General features: G+C 69.2%; 14 protein-coding genes. 7 read left to right on the plus strand and 7 right to left on the minus strand.

What is annotated here, in order from left to right; translation table 11 throughout:
• Positions 1-6 precede the first annotated feature (6 nt).
• The gene (locus ACSHXC_RS08525) at positions 7-6,825 is read right to left on the minus strand and encodes an SDR family oxidoreductase (protein WP_438290990.1); all 6,819 of its coding nucleotides are present in this window, start codon (positions 6,823-6,825) and stop codon (positions 7-9) included.
• Between the two features lie 513 nt (positions 6,826-7,338).
• Between ACSHXC_RS08525 and ACSHXC_RS08530 the strand changes: the two genes are divergently transcribed.
• From ACSHXC_RS08530 to ACSHXC_RS08540, 3 genes are all read left to right on the plus strand, one after another.
• The gene (locus ACSHXC_RS08530; RefSeq protein WP_438290991.1) at positions 7,339-7,731 is read left to right on the plus strand and encodes a DUF742 domain-containing protein; all 393 of its coding nucleotides are present in this window, start codon (positions 7,339-7,341) and stop codon (positions 7,729-7,731) included.
• A 258-nt stretch (positions 7,732-7,989) separates the two neighbouring features.
• A complete protein-coding gene (locus ACSHXC_RS08535) occupies positions 7,990-9,336 on the plus strand; it encodes a hypothetical protein (RefSeq protein WP_438290992.1) in 1,347 nt (448 codons plus the stop codon).
• A 78-nt stretch (positions 9,337-9,414) separates the two neighbouring features.
• On the plus strand, positions 9,415-10,671 hold the full coding sequence (locus tag ACSHXC_RS08540) for a helix-turn-helix domain-containing protein (protein ID WP_438290993.1): 1,257 nt from the start codon (positions 9,415-9,417) through the stop codon (positions 10,669-10,671).
• On the opposite strand, the gene ACSHXC_RS08545 is transcribed toward ACSHXC_RS08540, so the two are convergent.
• Positions 10,626-11,297: a hypothetical protein gene (locus ACSHXC_RS08545; protein ID WP_438290994.1), complete on the minus strand. Its 672-nt coding sequence runs from the start codon at positions 11,295-11,297 to the stop codon at positions 10,626-10,628. The two genes, ACSHXC_RS08540 and ACSHXC_RS08545, sit on opposite strands and share 46 nt — an antisense overlap.
• 430 nt (positions 11,298-11,727) lie before the next feature.
• Here ACSHXC_RS08545 and ACSHXC_RS08550 point away from each other — a divergent pair, with 430 nt between their 5' ends.
• Both ACSHXC_RS08550 and ACSHXC_RS08555 read left to right on the plus strand, forming a co-directional pair.
• Positions 11,728-14,088, plus strand: a complete 2,361-nt coding sequence (locus ACSHXC_RS08550) for a polysaccharide lyase 8 family protein (protein ID WP_438290995.1) — start codon at positions 11,728-11,730, stop codon at positions 14,086-14,088.
• 83 nt (positions 14,089-14,171) lie between these two features.
• Positions 14,172-15,059 carry a polysaccharide lyase gene (locus tag ACSHXC_RS08555; RefSeq protein ID WP_438290996.1) on the plus strand — a complete coding sequence of 296 codons (888 nt, stop codon included), beginning with the start codon at positions 14,172-14,174 and terminating at the stop codon, positions 15,057-15,059.
• Positions 15,060-15,102: 43 nt separating this feature from the next.
• Here ACSHXC_RS08555 and ACSHXC_RS08560 read toward each other — a convergent pair whose 3' ends face one another.
• The gene (locus tag ACSHXC_RS08560; protein WP_438290997.1) at positions 15,103-15,786 is read right to left on the minus strand and encodes a response regulator; all 684 of its coding nucleotides are present in this window, start codon (positions 15,784-15,786) and stop codon (positions 15,103-15,105) included.
• The gene (locus tag ACSHXC_RS08565; protein ID WP_438290998.1) at positions 15,783-16,982 is read right to left on the minus strand and encodes a sensor histidine kinase; all 1,200 of its coding nucleotides are present in this window, start codon (positions 16,980-16,982) and stop codon (positions 15,783-15,785) included. The genes ACSHXC_RS08560 and ACSHXC_RS08565 overlap by 4 nt, the downstream gene beginning before the upstream one ends.
• A 203-nt stretch (positions 16,983-17,185) precedes the next feature.
• Between ACSHXC_RS08565 and ACSHXC_RS08570 the strand changes: the two genes are divergently transcribed.
• Together ACSHXC_RS08570 and ACSHXC_RS08575 are read left to right on the plus strand one after the other, a co-directional pair.
• On the plus strand, positions 17,186-17,533 hold the full coding sequence (locus ACSHXC_RS08570; protein ID WP_438290999.1) for a hypothetical protein: 348 nt from the start codon (positions 17,186-17,188) through the stop codon (positions 17,531-17,533).
• Positions 17,534-17,564: 31 nt separating this feature from the next.
• The gene (locus ACSHXC_RS08575) at positions 17,565-18,350 is read left to right on the plus strand and encodes an RNA polymerase sigma factor (RefSeq protein ID WP_438291000.1); all 786 of its coding nucleotides are present in this window, start codon (positions 17,565-17,567) and stop codon (positions 18,348-18,350) included.
• Positions 18,351-18,446: 96 nt separating this feature from the next.
• On the opposite strand, the gene ACSHXC_RS08580 is transcribed toward ACSHXC_RS08575, so the two are convergent.
• The 3 genes from ACSHXC_RS08580 to ACSHXC_RS08590 form a co-directional block, all read right to left on the minus strand.
• Positions 18,447-19,481 (minus strand): PucR family transcriptional regulator, encoded by a 1,035-nt coding sequence (locus ACSHXC_RS08580; RefSeq protein ID WP_438291001.1) that lies wholly within the window; start codon positions 19,479-19,481, stop codon positions 18,447-18,449.
• Positions 19,482-19,702: 221 nt separating this feature from the next.
• Positions 19,703-20,728, minus strand: coding sequence for a TolB family protein (locus ACSHXC_RS08585; RefSeq protein ID WP_438291002.1), 1,026 nt, complete (start codon positions 20,726-20,728; stop codon positions 19,703-19,705).
• Positions 20,722-22,059 carry an MFS transporter gene (locus ACSHXC_RS08590; RefSeq protein ID WP_438291003.1) on the minus strand — a complete coding sequence of 446 codons (1,338 nt, stop codon included), beginning with the start codon at positions 22,057-22,059 and terminating at the stop codon, positions 20,722-20,724. The genes ACSHXC_RS08585 and ACSHXC_RS08590 overlap by 7 nt, the downstream gene beginning before the upstream one ends.
• Position 22,060: the final 1 nt, after the last annotated feature.

Below are 22,060 nucleotides of genomic sequence, written 5' to 3' on the forward strand. Positions count from 1 at the left end.
TGCCCCTCACCAGCCCGACACCGTGTAGACCACACTGCGCGAGGACTTCTCGCCCCAGGCCAGCTCGCGCAGTAGCGCCAGTGCGCCGGCCCCGGGTTCGATCAGCCGCACACCTCGCTGAACGTAGGCGCGGCCGAGTTCCTCGGAGACCATGCCGGGGTGGTCCGGAGACGGCGCCCAAGGGCCCCAGTGAACAGTGAGGGCCCTGTGTCCGGTGCGCCGGGCCCAGCGCGCGGCCAGGGACTCCATCGCGTCGTTGCCCGCCGCGTAATCGGCCTGGCCGCGATTGCCCAGAACGGCGGCGATGCTGCCGAACAGCACCGTGAAGCGCGGCGGGTCGGGCAGCTCGGCCACGGCCGTGAGCACGTTGCGCGCACCGACCGCCTTGCTGTTGTACACACGGTGGAAGGATGCGGGTTCCTTGTCCGCGAAGAGACGGTCCTCGATGACGCCCGCCGCATGGATCACTCCGTCGAGGCGGCCGTACTCGGCGTGGATCACCTGTACCGCCATCCGTACGGCTCGGGCGTCGCCCACGTCCACGACCTGGTAGCGGACCGACGCTCCGGCGTCCGTCAACTCCCTTATGGTGGCGGCGACTTCGCGCTGAGCCAGGATGCGGCCGACGGCCGCGTCGATCTCGCCGACCGGCATGCCCTGCGCCGCCAGTGCCGTGCGCAGGGCGGGGCGGTCGGCGGACGCGGCGATCTCCGGACTCTCCGGTCGGTCCGGCAACGGTGTCCTGCCCAAGATTTCCAGTCGGCAACGAGCCGCCGAGGCAAGCGTCGTGGCGACCGTGGCAGTGATCCCTCGCCCTCCGCCCACCAGGAGGACCACCGAGTCCGGACCGAGCCCCAGGGCGGCGGCCGCCGCCTCTGCGTCGCCCTCCCCTTCGGCTCCGGCCGCCTCCAGCGGGGCTTCCAGCAGTCGGAACCCGTACCGGCCGGCGGCACCTCGCGCCACGACCGGCTCGTCATCGGTCGAAAGGAGCTCGCCGAACAGCAGGTCGGCCATGGTGCCCGGCGACGTGGCGGCGTCGAGCTCGGCGAGCCGGGTCACGGTCTCGGGATGTTCCCGGGCGATCGTACGGAACAGTCCGCGCAGCCCGTCGGTGCGCGCGGCGGATTCCTCCGGGATGTCCCCTCCCCACCGGGGCCGAACCGCCAGCAACAGGCGCGGGTCGAGGGCCAGGATGCGCTGGAGCGCCTCGGCCGAGCCGGGCAGCACGGGCGGGCCCGACGGTTCCCAGGTGTCGAGCAGAACGACGCCGTGGACCAGACCGTGGATCTGCCCGATCGCGTGGCTGTCCGGCAGGGTCACGACCAAGGCGCCCTGAGCGGTGAGGCGTTGCTCCAACGGACCGGTCACCGCGTCGTTGCCGACCAGGAGGAACCGCTTGCCATCCAGAGCCTCGCGCACAGCTTCCGGAGCGTGCAGGACGCCCTTGAGCGGGACCCGCTCCTCGTGGAACCGCACAGGTGCGAGCGCTGGCATGCCGGTGTCCGGCTCCCCATGGAGAGGCGGCGCACCGGCCGTACCGTGTCCCGCGTCTTCGACATCCGGGGGCTCCTCGCTCCCGGGGTGCCGGTCCACATCGGCCGGAAAGAGCCGGGCCGCCAGCCACAAGGTAAGCGCCTGCGCCGTCCTGGCACGGGCGAGTTCCTGAAGGTCCTCATCGGGTAGTTCGGCGATCGCGAGACCGGGATGGTGGGCAGCGAGCTGCCGCCCCAGTTCGCCCACGATCTCTGTCCGTTTGATCGAGTCGATGCTCAGATCCGCCTCCAGGTCGAGCTCCGGCTCGATCAGATCGGCCGGGTACCCGGTGCGTTCGCTGATGACGCCGACGATCATGGCCATCAGGGCCGACGGGCCGATCCCGGGTCGTTCGGCGTCCTGGCCTTCCGGCGCCGGGGCCTCATGATGCGACGGGGTGATGTCCTGCCGCGGGCCGCCGAGAGGGTGTGCGGGTTCGGCGGGACGCGGCGGCGCGTCCGGGCGGATCAACTCGCCGTCCGCGTCCGCACCGCCGAGATGGGTGAGCAGTACGTCGCGCTGGGCGGCGATCAGTTCCCGGCTGGTACGGATGAACTCCGCGACCAGGGCATCGCGCCCGGTCTCGGCATCGTCACCAGGCAGTGGACCAGCCTGAGGGGTCGAGGTGGACACCACGCTCTCCTGTATGCGTCGGGCCGGTGCGACGGCACCGGGCAGGGGATCTCCGGTCGCGGTACGGACCGTCTGGCCGTCGACCGTCCAGCCGGGCAGGCCACTTCTGCGCGGATGCTCCGCGGCCACAGCGTCCCGGCCGGAGTGGAGCCAGCCGGTGCGCACCGGCACTCCCGCGACGGCCAGCCGCGCCAAGGTGTCCAGGAATCCGAGCAGTCCGCCCGCGCGTCCTTCGAGCGGTACGGCCAGATGCGGGCGGTCGCCGAGTATCGCGGGCACCAGCCGGCTCAGCACGGAACCGGGTCCGGCCTCCACGAACACCCGGGCTCCCGCCTCGTACATGGCCTCGATCTGATCTGCGAACCGCACTGGGGAAACGAGCTGTTGGGACAACTCGGCGCGGATGGCGTCGGGGTCGGCCGGGTAGGGCCGGGCGTTACGGTTGCCCCACACGGGGAATTCCGGCGCCCTGAATGTGCGGTCCGCGAGGACCTCGGCAAACTGTGGGGCCGCGTCTGCGATCAGCGGGCTGTGGAACGCGCAGGCCACGGGGAGCAGTTGGACGCCGAGCCCCGCGTCGCGCAGCGCCCGGACCGCTGCGTGCACGTCCTCGGTGGGGCCCGAGATCACCGTCTGGCGGGGCGCGTTGTCGTTGGCGGTCACGACCCGCCCGGTCAGCCCCGTACCGGCGAGCACACGGTTCGTCTCCGCAGCGGCGGCGCTCACCGCGGCCATGGTGCCGGGGTCGTCGCCGAGCGCTCCGAGCACCGCCTCGGCACGGGCCTCGCTGAGCGCGACGAGCTCCCGCGAGTCGAAGGCCCCGGCCGCGCAGAGGGCGACCACTTCGCCGTAGCTGTGCCCGCCCGCCATGGCGGGGCGCACCCCGGCACGCTCCAGGAGATCGAAGGCGGCGAGTCCGACGATGCCCAGGCCCGGCTGGGCGACGCGGGTGTCGGTCACCGCGGCCAGCTGATCCGCTGCCGACACCCCGCCCAGGGCCATCGGGGGATACAGCACCCCTCGCAGGGCCCTTCCGCCTTCGAAGGGGGACCGCAGCCAGGGAAACGTGGTGAGCAACTCGGCGAGCATGTAAGGGTGTTGGCTTCCCTGTCCGGGGAAGAGCAACGCCACCTCCGGAGGGCCGCCGACTGTGCTCTGCGCCTGCCCCCTCGCCGTGTCGTCCGCGGCGTGGAGCCCGGCGGACGGTTCGCCTCCTCTTCCGTCGACGACCCGGCGCAACAGGCTCGCGAGGTGGGGGATGTCGCGCGCCACGATCGCGTGCTGGACCGCGGTGTGGCGCCGTCGCTCGGCCCGGCGCGAGGCGACCAGGGCCAGGTCTCGCAGCCGATGGCCGGGCAGCGCCGGAGCGCCCGTGCAGCTTTCCGCAAGGCTGAGGAGTTCGGCGGCTTGTTGCACGGCGGCCGTACGGTCGGCGCCCCGCAGGAGGAAGAGTTCGGCCGGCCAGAACCATCGGCCGTGCGTGGGCGGCGGGCTGTCGTGGCCTCGGAGCACGACGTGGAAGTTGGTGCCGCCGAACCCGAAGGCACTGACTCCGGCGAGCCGTTCGGCCATCGGGGCCGGCCATGGTCCGGCACGGTCGCGGAAGGCGAACGGACTACCGGGCCGCCATGCGTCATGGGGCCGGGTCACGTGCAGGGTCGGTGGAAGGGTGCCGGTGCGCAGGGCCATCGCCGCCTTGATCACACCCGCTATGCCTGCCGCACACTTGGTGTGCCCGATCTGCGACTTCACCGACCCCAGCGTGCAGCTTCCAGGTGCCGCCCCCGATTCCTCGAACACCGCTGTCAGGGTGGCCAGTTCGGTCCGGTCGCCGACCACGGTGCCGGTTCCGTGCGCCTCGACCAGGCCCACGTCGGCAGGGCTCACCCCGGCGTCCCTGTAGGCCCGTTCTAGGGCGGACCGCTGCCCTTCTGGACGCGGAGCGGTCAGCCCCTGGGCGCGCCCGTCGCTGGCGCTGCCGATACCGGCGACCACCGCGTAGACACGGTCACCGTCGCGTTCGGCATCGGCCAGCCGCTTCAGCACCAGACAGCCGATCCCCTCCCCCAGCGCGATGCCGTCCGCCGCGGCATCGAAGGGCCGGGAACGGCCGCTGGGGGACAGCGCGCGCACCGAACCGAACAGCAGGTAGTCGTTGATGCCGTTGTGCAGGTCCGCGCCTCCGCACAGGGCCACATCGGCGGCCCCTGCCGCCAGTTGCCGACAGGCCACGTCCAAGGCGGCGAGCGAGGAGGCGCAAGCGGCGTCCACGGTGAAGTTGGAGCCACCCAGGTCGAGACGGTTGGCGATCCGCCCGGAGATGACGTTGGCGAGCATCCCGGGAAACGAATCCTCGGTCAGCGCGGGCAACTGGTCCGCCAAGGCCTTCGGCACCCGGTCGAAGTAGCCGGGCAGCAGGGCGGAGAGCACCGCGTTGTGCGAGAGGTCGCTGCCTGCTTCCGCGCCGAACACCACACTCGTACGGGACCGGTCCCACGGCCGCGCCGGTCGGCCGTCGTCGGACTCCGCGTACCCGGCGTCCTGAAGGGCCCGGCGTGCGGCCTCCAGGGCGAGCAGTTGCACCGGTTCGATGCTGCTCAGCGCCGTCGGCGGGATTCCGTACCGCAGGGCGTCGAAAGGGATCCTGGGCAGGAATCCGCCCCACTTGGACACGACCTTGCCCGGGCCTGCCTCGCGTGCGTAGTAGACCTCGGTGTCCCAGCGCTCGGCGGGCACTTCGGTGATCGCGTCGACGCCCGTTACCACGTTCGACCAGAAAGTGGCCAGGTCAGGAGCCTCGGGGAACATGCAGGACATGCCGACGACGGCGACATCGAGGGGATCGGGCACGTCGGCTGCCGGCTGCGGTTCCATCCGGTCGGCGAGCTGTGCCAGTCGTCCGGTGAGGAAGGCTGCCGCTTCGGTGGTGACCGAAGTGTGCAGGTCGGCGATCGTGGTGGTGTCCGCTCGCAGGGTGGCGACCTGACCGGCCATGAACAGCCCACGGGCAAACTGGTCGGCCTCGCCGACCGGGATCAGCTTTCCGTCCGTCCGGTCGAGGCCCTTGCTGGCGATCCGCAGTCGCCCGACGTTGAGCCGTTCCAGGTCCTCCCAGACCGCCGTCTCCGGTTGCCCGTCGTCCAGCAGCGCCTGCTTTCGCGCGCCGAATTCCGCCGTGAAGGGGCTGGGAAGGCAACGGGTGGCGTGACCGGGCGCGGTCCGCAGCACGACGGTCTCCTCGGCCGCGACCACCTGGTGCTGGAATCCGGCCTTGACCGCTCCGCACTCCACCGCCTCGTGCGTGAACAGATAAGCCGTGCCCATGAGGACGCCGATCGCCACGCCCCGTTCGGCCAGCGGTGCGGCGAGCGCCGCCACCATGGCGGCCGACCGGGCGTCGTGGACGCCGCCCGCGAACAGGACCTCCACGCCGCCGCCGGCTGATCCGCCGACCAGGAAGTCCTCCAGAACGGCGATTTGGGCCTCCCACAGCGCGAAGCTGTACCGAGGCCCGATGTGGCCGCCGCACTCGGCTCCTTCGAAGACGAACCTGCGTGCGCCGGCTTCCAGGAACTGCCGGAGCAGTCCGGGCGAGGGCACGTGGAGGAAGGTGCGGATCCCCGCTTCTTCGAGCATTCTGGCCTGCGAGGGGCGGCCCCCGGCGATCACTGCATGGGTGGGCCGGGTGCGCAGCACGGCCTCCATCTGGGCGCTCCACACCTCGTCCGGCGCGAAGCCGAGTAGTCCAACTCCCCACGGGGACGAGCCCAGTTCTGCCGCAGAGCGGCCCAGCAAGTCGTGCGCGGCCTCCGCACCGGCCAGGGCCAGAGCGACGACCGGCAGCCCTCCGGCCCGCGCGACGGCGTCTGCGAACCGCGGCTGGTCGCTGACGCGGGTCATCGGTCCCTGGACGACGGGGAGTTGAGTCCCCAGCGCCTTGCTCATTCGGGTTCCGGGGCCCAGTAGTGAGTCGACGGCTCCGCCCTCCCGCAGGCCCTTCACCGCATCCTCGATGTCGGCGCGCAAGCCTCGCACCGCACGGCTGACGGACTGCCAGCGCTGGGTGAAACGCTGGGCGAGGAACCCGTCCTGGCCCACCGGCAGGTCCCGCCTGTCCCCGGACGTCGCCGCGGACACGGGCGAAGCGGACGGCGGACGGGACGGCCCGGGGCGCAACACCCGTCGGCCGGCGACGACTTCCGTCTCGGAGCCGTCCATCGTGTGCAGCGCCGCAACCGCTTCCTCGGAGGCTTCCGACTCGTCCAGCAGAGCGAGCTGGGAGTCCAGCACAACACCGGCCGCGCCACCGGCGACCGCCGCGGCGGCCGTGCGGGGACCGATTCCGCCGCAGGCCCACACCGGGATCCTGATGCCCGGCTCGGCGAGCAGTTGTTGGAGCAGCACGAAGCTCCCGGATTCCCCGGTGACCCCACCGCTCTCGGCCCCGCGGGCAATGAGGCCGTGCGCACCAGCGGCGACCGCGCGCAGCGCCTGGGACCGGTCCGTCACTTCGACGAGCAGGCGGTACAGGAGGGTGAGGGCGGCCGGATTCCAGTCCGCCGCTCCGCTCTGCTCCTCCGGTTCGTCGCCGTGCCGGGCCGCGAGGATCACCGTGCCCGGGGCACGCCCGTCAGGGCCGGTCAGCTCTCCTTGCGACATCCGGCAGCTAGGCCCGACGCGCACCCCGAACGCATGGCCAGAGCCGCGCATCTGCTCCAGGGCCTCGCGCGCCCGTCGCCCTCCGACCCCGAGATCCAGGACGCCCAAGCCGCCCGCCCGGCACACCGCCGCCGCGAGTGAGGCATCCGGCTCTTCGAATGGGCTGATTCCGATGACTGATTCAGCAGGAGGAACAGGGCTTGGCATGGTTCTCCGTACATGGATGTCGTGGAATGGGATCGATGCGACGTCATCGACCGCGAACGTATCCAGCCCTTCAACCGCTCACCAGGCGATACTCACGAAGTGACGTGGTGACAGGAATCAGATTGTCGGCCACGTACAAATTTCGGAAATCCCGGGAGAATGCCCTACTCCGGATGTCTGTTTTGACGCATGAACGGACAAAATTCCGTGTCGGCTTGTTGTCTCTCGCACTACGAACCGTGCCGTCCGCCTTCCTAGCCTGATCACGAAGTTTTCCGCCTGGTGTGACATGAACAGGGAGTAACGATGGACGCACGGACGTTCCGTTCGCCCGCGGCAGGCAGGCGCACCGGTTTCGTGCGGCCGTACGCCGTCACCCGTGGTCGCACCCGACCGACCGGGCAGACGCCGATAGATCCACTCTGCCTCGTCGTCACGGTCCGCCGGCCCCCTCCCGGGCCGATGAGCACTGCTGCCGCGGATCCCGAGTACAGCGAGCTCCTCCACCGCTGTAGCACCAGGAGGATGACCGTCGCGCGGCTGACCGCCGATTCGGGTCTGTCGTTCGGAGTCCTGCGCGTTCTGCTCGACGATCTCCGCTCAGCGGGACTGATCCGGGTCCTGCGCCCCGCGCCGTGCGCTGAACTCCCTGATGTGCCCCTGCTCCGTGCAGTACTCAAGGGACTTGAGGCGCTCTGAACCTTTTTTGTCACGATCGGAGAAAAGAACGCACCTCGTGGCCGCCCGGTGCATCCTTTCTCTCGACTCGAACCGCACGGCAATCGTCCCGACCGGCAGGTGTCTTCCATGCCCCTCACCCCGCCAGGACTCAGCGCATCGACGCGTCACCGTTCCGATGTTGCCCTGTTGCACGCCGTCCGAAATGGCAGCCCACAGGCATTCCGGCACATCTACCGCAGGCACTACACGGCCGCGCACGCGTACGCAATGACCTGTATGCCTTCCCCGCTCGACGCCTATGAGCTGGTCTCGTATTCATTTGCCCAGCTCTTCCAGCGACTCCTCTCCGGCCAGACCAGAACGGAACGCGTATACGGCAGCTGCCTTCGCATTCAGCTTCTTGAAGCCGTTCGCAACGCGGCGCTGAGGCTTTCGCAGCGCGACGACACGGTCCTGGCGCCCACTTTCCGGTCCTGGGTCACCGCCGGCTCGCCCTGGCCCCTGGACGAGGACGGCCAACTGTCCCTCGCCTACCAGCACTTGACTCCACTCACACAGTGCCTGCTGTGGCACTCGCTGATCGAACGCGAAGACGCCGCATCGACGTCCCGCATCACCGGTCTGCCCGCACGGTCCGTGGAGGACCGGCACAAAGAGGCGGCGCGGTCGCTACGGCGGACCCGCACCGAGCTCTACCTCCGACGGCTGGAGCGTGAGGACTGCGTGGCCTTCGCGGAGACCATCGCCTCAGCCCCTGAGAAGCCTCTGAGCGGGCCTGCTGCCGAACACATCGCCAACTGCCCGGTCTGCCGCGAGATCTATCTGGACCTGGCCCGTCTCGACGCCCGCCTGACCACTCAGCTGCCGCCCCGCCTGCTGGGGTGGTGGCCGGCGGAGGAATACCGGCGGGCCAAGGAGACTGCCGTGATGCCGCTCGCCGACCCGCCGTTCCTGGAACTCGCCCTGCGCCGTGCCCTGCGGCAGTCCAGCCACCGCCGATCCGCCCGGCCCGCGGCACCCTTCGCATGCTTACGGAACGGAATGCCGACGGTCCTCGCTCCAGGCACGGCAAGGCGCGTGGTCATCACCTGCGTCCTGGCTTCGTCTCTCTCGGCCTCGGCGGCATTCGCGGCCACCGCACTCACCAACGCCCGCGAGTCCACCCAGCCGCCGCCCGCCGCATCATCTGGACCCGCCCGCCCGACGAGCGCCCCGAAGCCCTCTGCACGCCCCGCCCTTTCCGCCGATTCCGGCGTCGACGCGGACGCGTTCGCTTCCCAGCGCGGAACCGAACCGCTCACCACGCTCCGCCCGCACGCCCGGGTACTCGGCGACTCCGCTCTGCTCCGCTACGAGGCCGTCGACTTCGGCCCCGACGGCGGCCACGCGCTCGTCGCGCGGCTGTCGGGGCCCGTCGGCGGCGACGCCTGGCTGGACATCCAGGTCGACAGCTCCGCCGGCCGGCCACCGGTACGCGTCTTCACCACGGCCGACGGCTCGCTGCGCGACGTCCAAGTACCGATGCCGCCTGTCAGCGGCACCCATGAGGTCACCGTCACCGCCGCATGTCCCACCGCAACACCGTGCATCACCCTCGACAAGTTCGGAACGACGCCGCCATGAAGGGGCTCCATGTCCCCAGTGCACGGAGAACAGCCCCGCCGGCGCCGGTCCGGTGAAGGTGAGAAGGAAAGGTCGTTGATGGACCACCCGCAGGAATCGCCCTGGGCCTCGCTCTCCCCCGAGCTGGTCCCCCTCATGAACACAGGGCTGCTCGCGCTCCGCGACGAGATCGTCCGGGTCGTACGCGGGACGATTCCGGAGTATGCCCCCGGGTCCGGTGACACGCTCGGGCCACGCATCGTCTCCGGAGTCGAACTGGCCCTGCGGGAGTTCGTGGAACGGGTCGCAGCACCGGACTCCGTCGCGTCCGTCGGCCCAGTGGCCGAGGGCTGCCGCGAGCTGGGTCGGGCGGAGATGAAGGAGGGGCGCGGCCTGGACAGTCTGCACGCCGCGTATCGCCTGGGCGCGCGCCTGGCCTGGCGTCGGTTCGTCGATACCGGCAGGCGTGAACGCATCCCACCGAGCCAGATGTACGCACTGGCGGAAGCACTGTTCGTCTACATCGACGAGCTGACCGGCTACACCGTGCAGGGATATCTGGAGGAGCAGGCCCGCACGGCGGGCGAGGCGGAGCGCAGGCGGCAGCGTCTGGTCGAAGCGCTGACAGGGGAGACGCCTCTGTCGCCGCGTGCGGTGGCGGAGCTCGCACGGTCGGCGGGCTGGCCATTGCCGAGAGTGGTGCAGGCAGTGGCTCTGACCGGCCCCGCGCTCGGGAAGGTACCGGCACGAGGAACGCCGCGTCCGCCCGTGCCGGACGCCCTTGGAAATTCCGACGGTCCGGAACCGTTCTGGCTGATCCCCGATCCCGGACCCGGTACCCGGGCCGCGGTCGAGCGAGCGCTCGCGGGACACCGGGCGGCGGTCGGACTTGCGATGCCGCTCGCCGACTCGGCGGTCTCACTGCGCTCCGCACGGCGCCTGCTCGCCCTGGCCCGGCGCGGATTCGCGAGCGGCACCGCCGTGCCGCACTGCGCCGACCACCTGCCGAGCCTGTTGTTGCTCCAGGACCAGGCGCTGATCGGCACGCTGTCGGCCCGCCGCCTGGCGCCTCTACGGGAGCTGACGGTACGTCAACGGGACCGGCTGGCCGAGACGTTGTTGGCATGGCTGCAGCACGGGGGCAGCGCACCCGAAGTCGCCCGCGCCATCAACGTCCATCCACAGACCGTGCGCTATCGGGTGCGCCAGCTTGACCACCTCTTCGGACCAGCGCTGCGCGACCCGGACATCCGGTTCGAGCTGGAGATCGCCCTTCGGGCAGAGTCCCTGCGAGCCACGCTCCAGAACCCTCAGCCACCCGCGGCGAGGTACACCCCGTCGCCGGACAGCCGATAGTCGACCTTGGCGTCGCCCTTGCACCGGCCGTAGGCATAGGCCCCGGTGACGCTGCCCTTACCACCCCGACTCTTCAACGTGTAGGGCGCACCAAAGTAGATCTTGGCGTACGGGATGGACTCACACGAGGACACCGAGGCGTAGTACTCCACGAAACCCGTTCCCTTCGACTTGAGCAGGCCCGATCCGTCGGGGGCGGACCAGCGACCGATCTCGGTCACGGTTCCCGAACGGGGGTCGACGATCGAGCCCCTCCAGGCGTTCATTCCGATCTCGGCGATTTCCAGCCGGTAGGCGACCTTCTTGGCGATCGAGTAGGAGATGTTGCAGCTCACTCCGGAGCCGCCGTCCGCGCCGGCCCTGCAGTGCGAGCTGTCGGTGGTGAACCCCTCACCGAACGCACTGAACTTCACCTGGCCGCCGTTCTTCGAGGCAACGCCGATATAGCCGCCGTGACCGCCCTCGAACGAGAACTCCTGGGCCCAGTAGTAGCCCGCGGCGTCCGGCCGGTCGATCACCGTGACCGGGAACCCGATCTTCATCAGCCCCGCGTCAGGCGCGTTCGGGATCTCGTACTGATCCGCGACCAGACCACCGGGGACGACCGATGCCATCGCCTGGCTCATGGTCAGGAGCGTCGCACCCACCGCCGCGAGGGCCACGAGCCCGGACCCAACACCTTTCTGTCTCCGGGTGAGCCTTCGGCGGTGCATACCCAGTGCCGTCATGACCCGACCACCCCTATTCTCATCCATGGGCGTCATGCATGTATATGAACGAGCTGGAATCTATGAGCCCCTCCCGAAGGCGTCAAGGGCGCAGAACCGCCGCATCGACAGCAATCCGGCCCGACACACACATCACCCATTGACGCGAGCGTTGACTCGCTCTCCGCACCGGGGCTACCTTGAGCCCCGCTCATGCAGTTCCCGTATGTGAGTGAAGTTCAAATAGATGAACTGGACGAATCACTCTCATTCATCCCAGAACCTGACGTGAGGACGAGCGATGTCACTCGATCGCAGAGACGTACTGCGGTATGGAGCAACCGCCGCCGTGACCGCCGCTGTCTCCCTCCGATTCGGCGAGTCCGCCCTCGCCGTGCCGGCGGCTCCATCGGACCACGCCAAGATCGTGGCCGCGTACCGCGAGCTCCAGATCGGCAACGGCCGCGTCTCCCCCAAGCGGACCCAGGCCGTGGCCGCCCTGGACAAGGTGGCGCTCGGCTACGACACGGCCATGGATGTAGCCGCCGACCAGCTCTGGCCTGACCTGCCGACCGGCCCCGGCAGCACCTACTTCCCCACCATGTACTACCGGCTGAGGACTATCGCCGTTAACTGGGCGACGCCCGGATCCGTGCTGTCCACCCGCCCCGGCATGTCCGAGCGCCTCGTGACCGCGCTCAACACCCTCTACCGCACTCAGTACAACGAGCACACCTCCGAGCTCGGCAACTGGTACTCCTACGAGATAGGCGTGCCGTACTGGCTGCTGCAGACCGTCGTCGCCCTCGGCGACCAGCTACCCGCCGCCGACCGCGAACGCGTCCTGCGTCCGGTCCTGCGCTTCGTCGCCGACCCCAACCGGCGCACCACGACAGCGGGGGTGGTGGAGACCGGGGCCAACCGGGCCGACAAGGCGCTCATCACCGTGGTGTCCGGCGCCCTCGCGGGCGACGCCGCACGCGTCTCCGCCGGCCTCGCGGCCGTGACCGACACCGCGGGCAACGGAGCGGCGGACCTCACCAAGCGGTCGACCGAGGGCGACGGCTACCGCACCGACGGCTCCTTCATCCAGCACGAGGTGGTGCCCTACCCGGGCCACTACGGTCTGGTCCTGCTCAGCGCCATCGCCGCACTTACATACGTAACCGACGGGACATCGTCTCAACTACCCCTGACTGTACGGACATTGTTCGACCAGACCGTCACCGATGTGTACGCGCCGTTCCTGTTCGCGGGATCGATGATGGAGCCGGTGCGCGGCCGGATGCTGTCGCGGCAGGGAGAGACCGGGCACGACGCGGGGCACCAGTTCATCGCCGCCGTAGTGCTCCTCGCCAGAACCGCCAACGAGCCCACCCGGTCCCGGTTGGCCGGGCTCGCCGCGCGCTGGATCGCCGAGGGCACCTGGGCGCCGTATCTCGACGTGTCCGACCTGGTGCGGTTCTCGGGCGGACTGCAACCGGTCGGAGTGCCGGAGGTCGAGTTCGCCGAGCAACTACCCCTGCCACAGCGCCACTACACTGCCACCCCCGTGCACCGGGTGTTCCCGCAGATGGACCGGATGGTGCACACCACCGACGGATGGTCGGCCTCGCTCGGGGTCGGCTCGGCACGGATCTGCCGGTACGAGTCCATCAACGGCATGAACCTGCACGGCTGGTACACCGGCGACGGCGTCCTCTACACCTTCCTGCCCGACCAGCAGGGCCACTACAGCGACGCCTACTGGCCCACCGTGGATGCCACCTTGCTGCCGGGCACCACCGAGAAGGACACCACCCCGCCCGCCCTCCTCGCCGACCCGCCGCGCACCACGACCTCGTACGCGGGCGGAGTGCGCTTCGATGACCAACGCGGGGCCCACGGAATCGACTTCGCCTCCCAGGACGGCACCCTGACCGCCAAGAAGTCCTGGTTCTTCACCCCCGACGCCGTGATCTGCCTCGGCGCCGCCATCACCGACACCACCGGAGCCCACGTACGCACCACGATCGAGAACCGCAACCTCGGCGAGCACGGCACCCCCCGACTCCTCATCGACAACCGACCCGACCACACCCCACCCGGCCACACCACTCTTCTCCCCCGGGCACGGTGGCTGCACCTGGACGGCACCGCCGGATACGTACTGCTCGACGGATCCGACCGGCAACCAGTCACCCTGCTCCGCGAAGACCGCACCGGCAGCTGGCTCGGCATCGACACCGGCGCCAACACCCACGGCACGACGGACCCGTACACCCGCCGCTACCAGAAGATCGTCCTCGACCACGGGATCCACCCCAGCGGCGCGAGCTACGCGTACGCGGTGCTGCCCGGCGCCTCGCCCGCCCAGACCCGCCGGGCCTGCGGACGCTGGACCGTCCTGGCCAACTCCGCGCAGGTCCAAGCGGTGCACCTGGATGGGAAGTTGATCGCGGCGTCGTTCTTCACAGCCGGTGCCGTCGAGCAGATCCGAGTCTCCGAACCCGCCATCATGATGTGGGGCCGCACCGCACACGGACACACGTATACCGTGTCCGACCCCACACAGTCACAGGACACCATCCGCGTCACCGTCAACGCGCCCACACACCGCGTCCTGCACACCGACCCCTCCGTCACCGTGATCGCCACCCACCCACAGCTGATCGTTGACATCAAGGTCACTGGATCGTTCGGCGCCACCCACACCTTCACAACGGACTGACCCCGCGTCCGACACCCGCACTCCACGAAGCTCCGGCCGGACACCACTTCCCGCCAGACACCACACACTCACCCTCAAGGAGCATGATGACCCCGATATCCCATGCGCGCGGAGCCTGGAACCGCCGCCGCGTCACCTTCGCCGCCGCGGCAGCCGCCGCGACCACCGCCGTGCTGGCGTCCCTGAGCACGGCCTCCGCCACCTCGGCCCCAAACGCCACCTGGACCGGAGAGTTCACCGGATACAACTCCGCCGCCTGGCAGAAGTCCTGGGGCGTGGCTCCGAAGGGCGCCTGGGGCCAGGCCGACCTCAAGAAGGTCTCGGACTCCACCGCCCCCGGCGACGGCTCCGCGCTCCAAGTCACGTACGGCAAGGGCTCGTCGTCCAACTCGTGCACCAACTGCAGCACGAAAGGCGGCGGCCAGTTCTACACCGACCTCACCAAGCTCGGGCGGTCCGACCTGGCCAAGTCGGCCACGCTCGACCTCAAGTACAGCCTGAAGTTCCCCATCGGATTCGACTTCGGCCAGGGCGGCAAGCTGCCCGGACTATACGGCGGAGTCATCGGCCAGGAGTCCGGCGGTACGCACGGCAACGGCTGGTCGACTCGCTACATGTTCCGCGCCAAGTGCTACCCCAACGATGGTGAGCTCTACCTCTACACCCCGACCAATTCCGGTCCCACCGGCTACGGCGTCGATCTCGGCGTGGGCAACTGGCAGTGGACCGCCGACAACCACTGGCACACGGCCGAGCAGTTCGTGAACCGAGCCACCGGAGACATCACCGTCTGGTTCGACGGCAAGCAGGTCCTCGCCGCGAAGCACGCGGCCTCCGGCATCTCCAAGATCCCGTTCGGGGGCGTCTTCTTCTCCACGTTCTTCGGTGGCCACGACACGTCGTGGGGGCCGAAGAAGACCGAGAGCGCCCAGTTCGCGAACTTCTCGCTGTCGTCGGCACTTCAACACTGACCGGGTACTGCGGAGCCATCAACTGCCCTGTCCACTGGGCGAGTCACACGTCCCCGGTTCGCTCGCCGGGCACGAGCAGCCCGCTCTCGTACGCCACGACCACCAGTTGCGCGCGGTCCCGGGCGGAGAGCTTGGTGAGGATTCGGCTCACATGCGTCTTGGCCGTCAACGGCGAGAGCGTCAGCGCCTCGGCGATCTCCTCGTTCGAGAGACCTCCCCCGATCAGTGCCAGCACCTCGCGCTCACGGTCGGTGAGTGCGTCGAGTTCGGGAGTCCGGCGCTCCCTCTCGGGAGGGCGGCCTCGGGTGTATCCCTCGATGAGATGGCGTGTGCGTTGGGGCAGCAGAAGACTGTCACCCACGGCCGCTGTCCTGATGGCGGCAAGCAGTTCCGCAGGTGCCGTGTCCTTCATAAGGAATCCGGTGGCGCCTGCCCGTAGGGCGGTGAAGACCTGCTCGTCGTGCCCGAAGGTGGTCAGGACCACCACTCTCACCCCGGCCAGGTTGTCGTCGGCGCAGATCGCCTCGGTGGCGGCGATGCCGTCCATGACCGGCATCCGGACGTCCATCAGTACGACATCCGGATGCTCGGCTCGGACCAGCTCGACGGCTTCCGCTCCGTCGTCGGCCTCGCCCACCACTTCGAGGTCCGGTTCGGATTCGATCAGCGCCTTGAATCCGGCCCGTACCAGCACCTGGTCATCGGCCAGCAGAACTCTCACACTCACGGTGCCTCCGTCGGAATGCGCGCCATCACACGGAACCCCCTGGGCCGGAGCGGACTGGTCTGCAAAGTTCCTCCCACCGCTTCCACACGTTCCCGCATGCCCTGCAATCCCAGTCCGGAGCCCCCGCCCTGGCCTCCAGCGCCTTCACCGTCGTCCTCGACGGTGACTTCAAGGCCACCGCGGTACATCCGGACCCCGACGTCCACACGCGCCCCGGGGCCCGCGTGCTTGACCACATTGGTCAATGACTCCTGGATCAGCCGGTAGACGGTCGAACCGATGACCACCGGCACCTGTCCGCCATCGCCGAGCAGACGGTACGTGACCTCCAAGCCACCACCGCGGGCGTTGCTCACCAGCGCTGGAACATCCTCGAAACCGGGCGCCGGCTCCGCGGGCGGCCCCTCTCCCTCGGTGGCGCGCAGGAGGCCGAGCGTGGTGCGGATCTCCTCCATCGCGCCACTGCTCGCCAGGCGGATCAGTTCAAGCGACTCCTGCGCCCGTTCCGGCCGGGTGCCGATCAGATGCGACGCGACACCGGCCTGAACGTTGATCACCGCGATGTTGTGGCCGATCACGTCGTGCAGTTCCTGGGCGATCCGCAGCCGCTCCTCACTCACCCGGCGCCGCGCCTCGACCTCGCGGGACTGCTCCATCCGTGCGGCCCGCTCATCGGCCTCCGTCCGGAACCGGTGCTGGTTCTCCACGACGACCCCAGCGGCCGCCGCGACCACGAACCAGCCCAGCTGATTGGCGCTGCTCACGTCGAAGTGCTCGATGTCCTTCGCCAGGTCAGTCGTGATGTACACGGCCGCGACGGAGATGCATGTACAGGTCACCACTACGGGGAGGGAACAGGACCGCCCGACCCGGTACAGCGCCACGATGGTCATCAGCGCCATCGGGAAGACCAGCTCCTCCGAGTACATGGACACCAGGGTGGCCGCGAGCACCACGCACAGGACTACCAGTGGCCGACGTCGCCGTACCACCAGCGCCCCGCATCCGACGGTGGCGGCAATGCCCTGGGTCCAAGACAGCTGCTGGCCCTTGAACAGGATGGGCAGGGCGATGACCAAGGCGAACACCACCGCAGCCCCCAGCCAGTCCCTCAACCACCAGCGCACGCTCTCACAGTAAGTCGAACCACCCAGCGGCACCCGTTCGGACCGGGTGCACAGCACGTAGAAACCCACGAGGCCCGTACCCGAGTACATCTCCAGGAGTACCCGAGGCACAGGATTAACCCCGGGAGGGCGTCAAGTGTCATCCCGGGAGGGACGCGGCGTATGCGCCCCGCGGAGGAGTCTTGACGCACGATCCGCCCCGTCCGGCAGGGAAGCCCGGTCGGTCCGGCGAAGAGTTCCCCTTGATCCCGACACTCTCAGGAGAAGCGACCGTGCCTGCCCCGTTCGGTTCCATCGACCCCGTAGACCACGGCGAGCAGCGAGCGCCGACCACCGGATTCGCAGTCCCCGGGCCGCGCCCGGCAGACGCACCGCCCCCCTCGCTCATGTCAGAGCTGTACGGGCCTCCCCGTGCGACCGGCGACATGTGGGCCGTGACCCTGCCCACGCGAAGCAGCGATGGGCGCCCCGGCATCCACCACTTCGTCACCGAGAGCACCGGAGCCGACATCGCTGTGAAGCGCGTCCTGCAGGAAGCCATGACGGACCGTGCCCGAGCACACCGGAGGGACGCCTCACTCCTTACGGATGCCCTCGTCGTCGCCCGGTGGCAGGAGTAGGCAGCCGGCGAGTCGGATCTGCCCTTCAGACATGTGCAAGAACACGCCTCAGAGCGACATTCCACCGACCGCACTCACCGACGCCGAACTCACCGCCTCGATGCGCGCCTCGGACGGCAGTGCAGCCCTCACCGAGCTCTATGTACGTCACCGACCCATGGTCAGTGTCTACGCGCGTAGACACTGTCGCGATCCCCACACGGCCGAAGACCTCGTATCGGAGGCATTCACCCAGACCATCCGCGCGGTACGCGCAGGAGCAGGCCCCGAGTCGTCCTGGCGGCCCTACCTCCTCGTTGCCGTACGCAACGCCGCAGCCGCCTGGGACGTTGCGGCCCGCAGGGTCGAGCTCTCGGACGACCTGGAGAACCGGCTGGGCCGGGGTGCCGCGGCGTCGAAGCAGGACGACGGAGAGGAAAGCGCAATGCGGCGGGAGGACACCGGTCTGGTGTTTCGCGGGTTCCGCTCGCTGCCCCACCGCTGGCAGGCGGTCCTTTGGCACACCGTGGTGGAACGGGAATCCACCGCTGCGGTGGGGGCCCTGCTCGGCCTGACTGCCAGCGGCGTGACGTCGCTCGCCGCCCGCGCCCGAGAGGCGCTGCGCGAGGCGTACCTCGCCGCTCACGCCCAGGAGGCAGCCGGCAACGAGGTGTGCCTGCAGTACGCGCCCCTGATCGCGGCCGTCCTGCGCCGCCCCCGGCCGGGCAGTCGCCAGATCGGCCTGCTCGAGACACACCTGTCCGGCTGCGTCGGCTGCCGCCGAGCCATGAAGGATCTGACCGCCCTCAATCAGCAGCTGCACGCACCGCTGACGTAACCGGCCGGCATCCCACTCGACGAGCAGCCCAGCCGCAGCCCCGGATTCACATGGAGTGAGTCCAGGGCTGCGGATCCGACTCCCCGGTCGAAAAGGTCACTCACGCCTCTTCGGCACGTTGCGACGCCTTCTCGCACGCACTGCCCACAACTCTCGGCTGCGTAGCGCCAGTTCGAGTTCGAACCTGCTCTGCGGGTCGTGGAGGGCCTCGCCGAAGAGAACCTCTATCTGCCGCATCCGGTACCGGATCGTCTGGGGGTGAACGCGTAGCCTGCGGGCCGCTTCGGCACTGCTTCCGCCCTCCAGCCACGCGAGCAACGTCTCGGCTATGCGGTCTTTCTGCCGTGGCGTCAGTTCGTTCAGCGGGCGGAGCCATCGGCGGGCCAGGAGCCGGGTCAGGGATTCGTTCTGGAGAAGGATCAGGGTCGGCAACTGATCCTCCACGTAGACCGGCTGCGCCTCGGCCCCCGATCCGGCACGGGGCGTCACTGTCAGCAAGGTACGCGCCCACCGCAGTGATACGCCTACCTCATTGCGCAGCACAACGGGCCCGACCACGGCCGACAAGCCTTGCAGCGATGCGTGGAGCCGGGCTCGCGTGCTCTTCTGCGGGTCGGGTATCAGCAAGTACGGGGCTCCGCTGTCCCAGCCGACCAGCACGTCCACACCGTGGAGGGCAGGTGGCGGAGCGCCTTGATGGACCGGCAGCGCCACCGCTTGGATCCGGTCCGGAAGCGGCCAGCCGGCGAGCCCCGCGAGGTCGTCCAGTTTGGCGTCCGGTACGGCTCGTGCACTGACGAGCGCTTCGGCGAGAGTCCCCCGCACCGTGGCGGGTCCCGCACCGACACCATGCCGCTGCGGCTGCCTGGCCGCCGTCGGACCGCCCTGGGGCGGGACTCCCCCCTTGGAGGCAGCCCGGGCGCCGTCGATGACTCTGGCAACGGCACGTTCTATGACAGACCGGATCTTGGCGTCGCTCGCGCCGCCCGGGTGCATGCTGGGGCGCGGCAGTTCCGCCTGGATCAGCCCGGCGAGTTCCTCGACGATCAACGGGAGGTGTTCGTCCAGTAAATCGGCGGCGCCACGTTGAGCGCTCGACATCGACCGCGTTCCCTCGTCGTCGGCCTGCATCTCCACCTCATCGACGTACCGTTGTCCGTCCCGCCGCCGAGAGCGGCGGGATCAGTCGAAGAGAGAGTCTCGGCCTCGAACCGTCCCGGCGTTTTGCTCAAGCTTTGCATCGTCGAGACTGCGGCGTTTCGCTGTAAGAGGTCCGCCATACCTCAGACGGCGTGGGCACGGTTATCAAGCGTTCTCCTGCGCAGATTCCACGCACAGCATCGCCCGCTCCGTCACGGGGTGTAGACGGGGGAGAGCGCCGATGGAGTGACAAGCCGCGGTTTCCCGGTCCCGTCGGCCGGCACCGTCCACAGATCCGATCCGAAATCGCCGGGAAGGTCGTAGACGAGCTGATTGTTGCCGTGCCAAAGGGCCTGGTCGTCGATCGAGCGCTGTTCTCCGGTGGCCGTCTCGCGCATGGTCCGGAGATCGAGCACGTACAGCCGCCAAGGCACGTCCGGGTCACCGAAGCCGACTCGCTTCTTGAATGCGATATGGGTGCCGTCCGGGGACAAAGAGGGGCACTCCACGTTCTGCTTCATCGTCGTGAGTGTCTTCTTCTGCCGGTCGCCGTGCACCAGATACGTCTTCCCGCCGGTTGCCATCGTCGCGTAGAAGTGGTGGTCGTCGTCGGCGAACGTCACACCCCAGATGTTGACGTCCGCCGCTTTGTAGGGATGTCCGTCCAAAATGAGGCGGTAATCCTCCAGGTTCTGGTCGAAATCTCCCGTCCGGTTGTCAAGGATGGAGGTCCGGGTGGAGAACGAGGTGGTCGCGTACGAGTCGCCGCCCACGAAGACGGTCCAGGCCACCATCCGCCCGTCCGCGGAAACGCGTGCCCGCGTCGGGACGCCGGCCAGGTCGTATCGGCGCTTCTCGCGCAGATGGTCGTCGAGCACAACGGCGCGGTAGGTGTCATTCAGTGTGTGATGCACGACCTGCAGGCAGACGCCCGTTCCCGATGCGGCATGGAAGCGCAGGCAATTCACGCCTGAGGCGATCCGCGTCCCCGTCGGGTCGTTCGCCGGAACGGAGACGAGCTCGTCGAGGTGGGGCCCCTTGGCCATGCTGCGGAAGAGCATCCGCCCAGGACTGTCGAGCGCCACCGAACCCGCCACGATCTGCGGCCCGCCGGTCTGCGCGCGTGCTTGAGCCGCCGCACGGTTCCGTCCATGCAGCGTCGCCGCCACCGCGACTCCCAGCAGGAGCAGCGAGACGGCGAAGAGCGCGGCAAGGCGACGTGTTGTGCTGTTCAGCATGTGGCTTCCAGTGCGTGTGAGGGGTGGTGTCGGCGCAGCAGCCAGGAGCAGACGGCCACCGAGAGCGCAAGCCCGCCGGCGGCGACCGCGAGAGCGTTGCGGTCGCCCCAGGCGGCCCAGGCTGAGCCGAAGCCGATGGAACAGAGGAAGCGCGCACCGGCTTGGCCGGTCTGAACGACGGCCAGGCCGGTCCCTCGGACGGCCTCCGGTACTGCGTCCGCGGTCGCCGCGGCAAGCACGCCGTCCGTGGCCGCATAGAACCCGCCGTGCAGCGCCAGGACCACGACCGCCACCACGGGTGAGGTACCGAGCGGCGCGATCAACACCCCGTAGGCGCAGAGCAGTACGAGATGGCCGATCAGGAAGAGTCTTCTCCGGTCGATGCGGTCCGCCACCATGCCCACGGGTACAGCGAGCAGGAGGAACGCACTCGCCGTGCCCAGCGGCAGCAGCGGGAACCACGCTTCGGGCAGGTGAAGCGCGCGCTGCAACGACAGGTAGAGGAACGAGTCACTCACCGTGGTCAGCCCCAACAGGACGGCGCACGCCACCAGTCGGCGTACTTGCGGCCTGCGCACGAGTTCGCGCACGGCTTGAGTGCGCTGATCGCCCGCTGAGGACGGGACGATGGCGGGGTCGGTGTCCTCGGCGTCGCTGTCGGCCGCGTCGCTGGTCCCTGCCCGCGACCGCTGTCTGCCGGGTACGAACAGCAGAAGCACCATGACGCCGAGGGCCGCGACGCATCCGCTCACCGTGAACACGGTGTCGTAGCCGTCAACGGTGGTGCGCAGGATGAAGAAGGCCGTCAGGGGGCCAAGCAGTGCCCCCGCCGTGTCCATGGCCCGGTGAACGCCGAAGGCGCGCCCACGATTCGCCGGGGTGGAGGCGAGCGAGATCATCGCGTCGCGCGGCGCCGTACGCAGCCCCTTGCCCGTCCGGTCGGCGGCGAGCACGGCCCCGAACAACGACAGGCTGTGAGCCATCAACAGCAGGGGCTTGCACAAGGCCGAAAGGCCGTAGCCTACGACGGCGACAGCCTTGTGACTGACTCGGGGGCGGTCGGAGAGCCGACCTCCTATCAGCCGCACCAGCACGGTGACCCCGTTGTAGACACCGTCGAGTACGCCGAAGCCGAGGAGGCTCGTACCGAGTCCGGAGACGAGGTACAGCGGCAGCACGGCCGTGATCATCTCGGAGGAGACGTCGGTGATCAGACTGACGGCCCCGAGGGCGAGGACGGTGGAGGAAACGGCGGCGGCCCGTCGGCCGGGGCGGGAACCCCGGCCGACGGCGCGGCCGCCGTCAGCTTGTCGGCTGTCCGCGAGATACATC

The sequence above is a fragment of the Streptomyces sp. HUAS TT7 genome, from assembly GCF_051550175.1.
Lineage (GTDB): Bacteria > Actinomycetota > Actinomycetes > Streptomycetales > Streptomycetaceae > Streptomyces.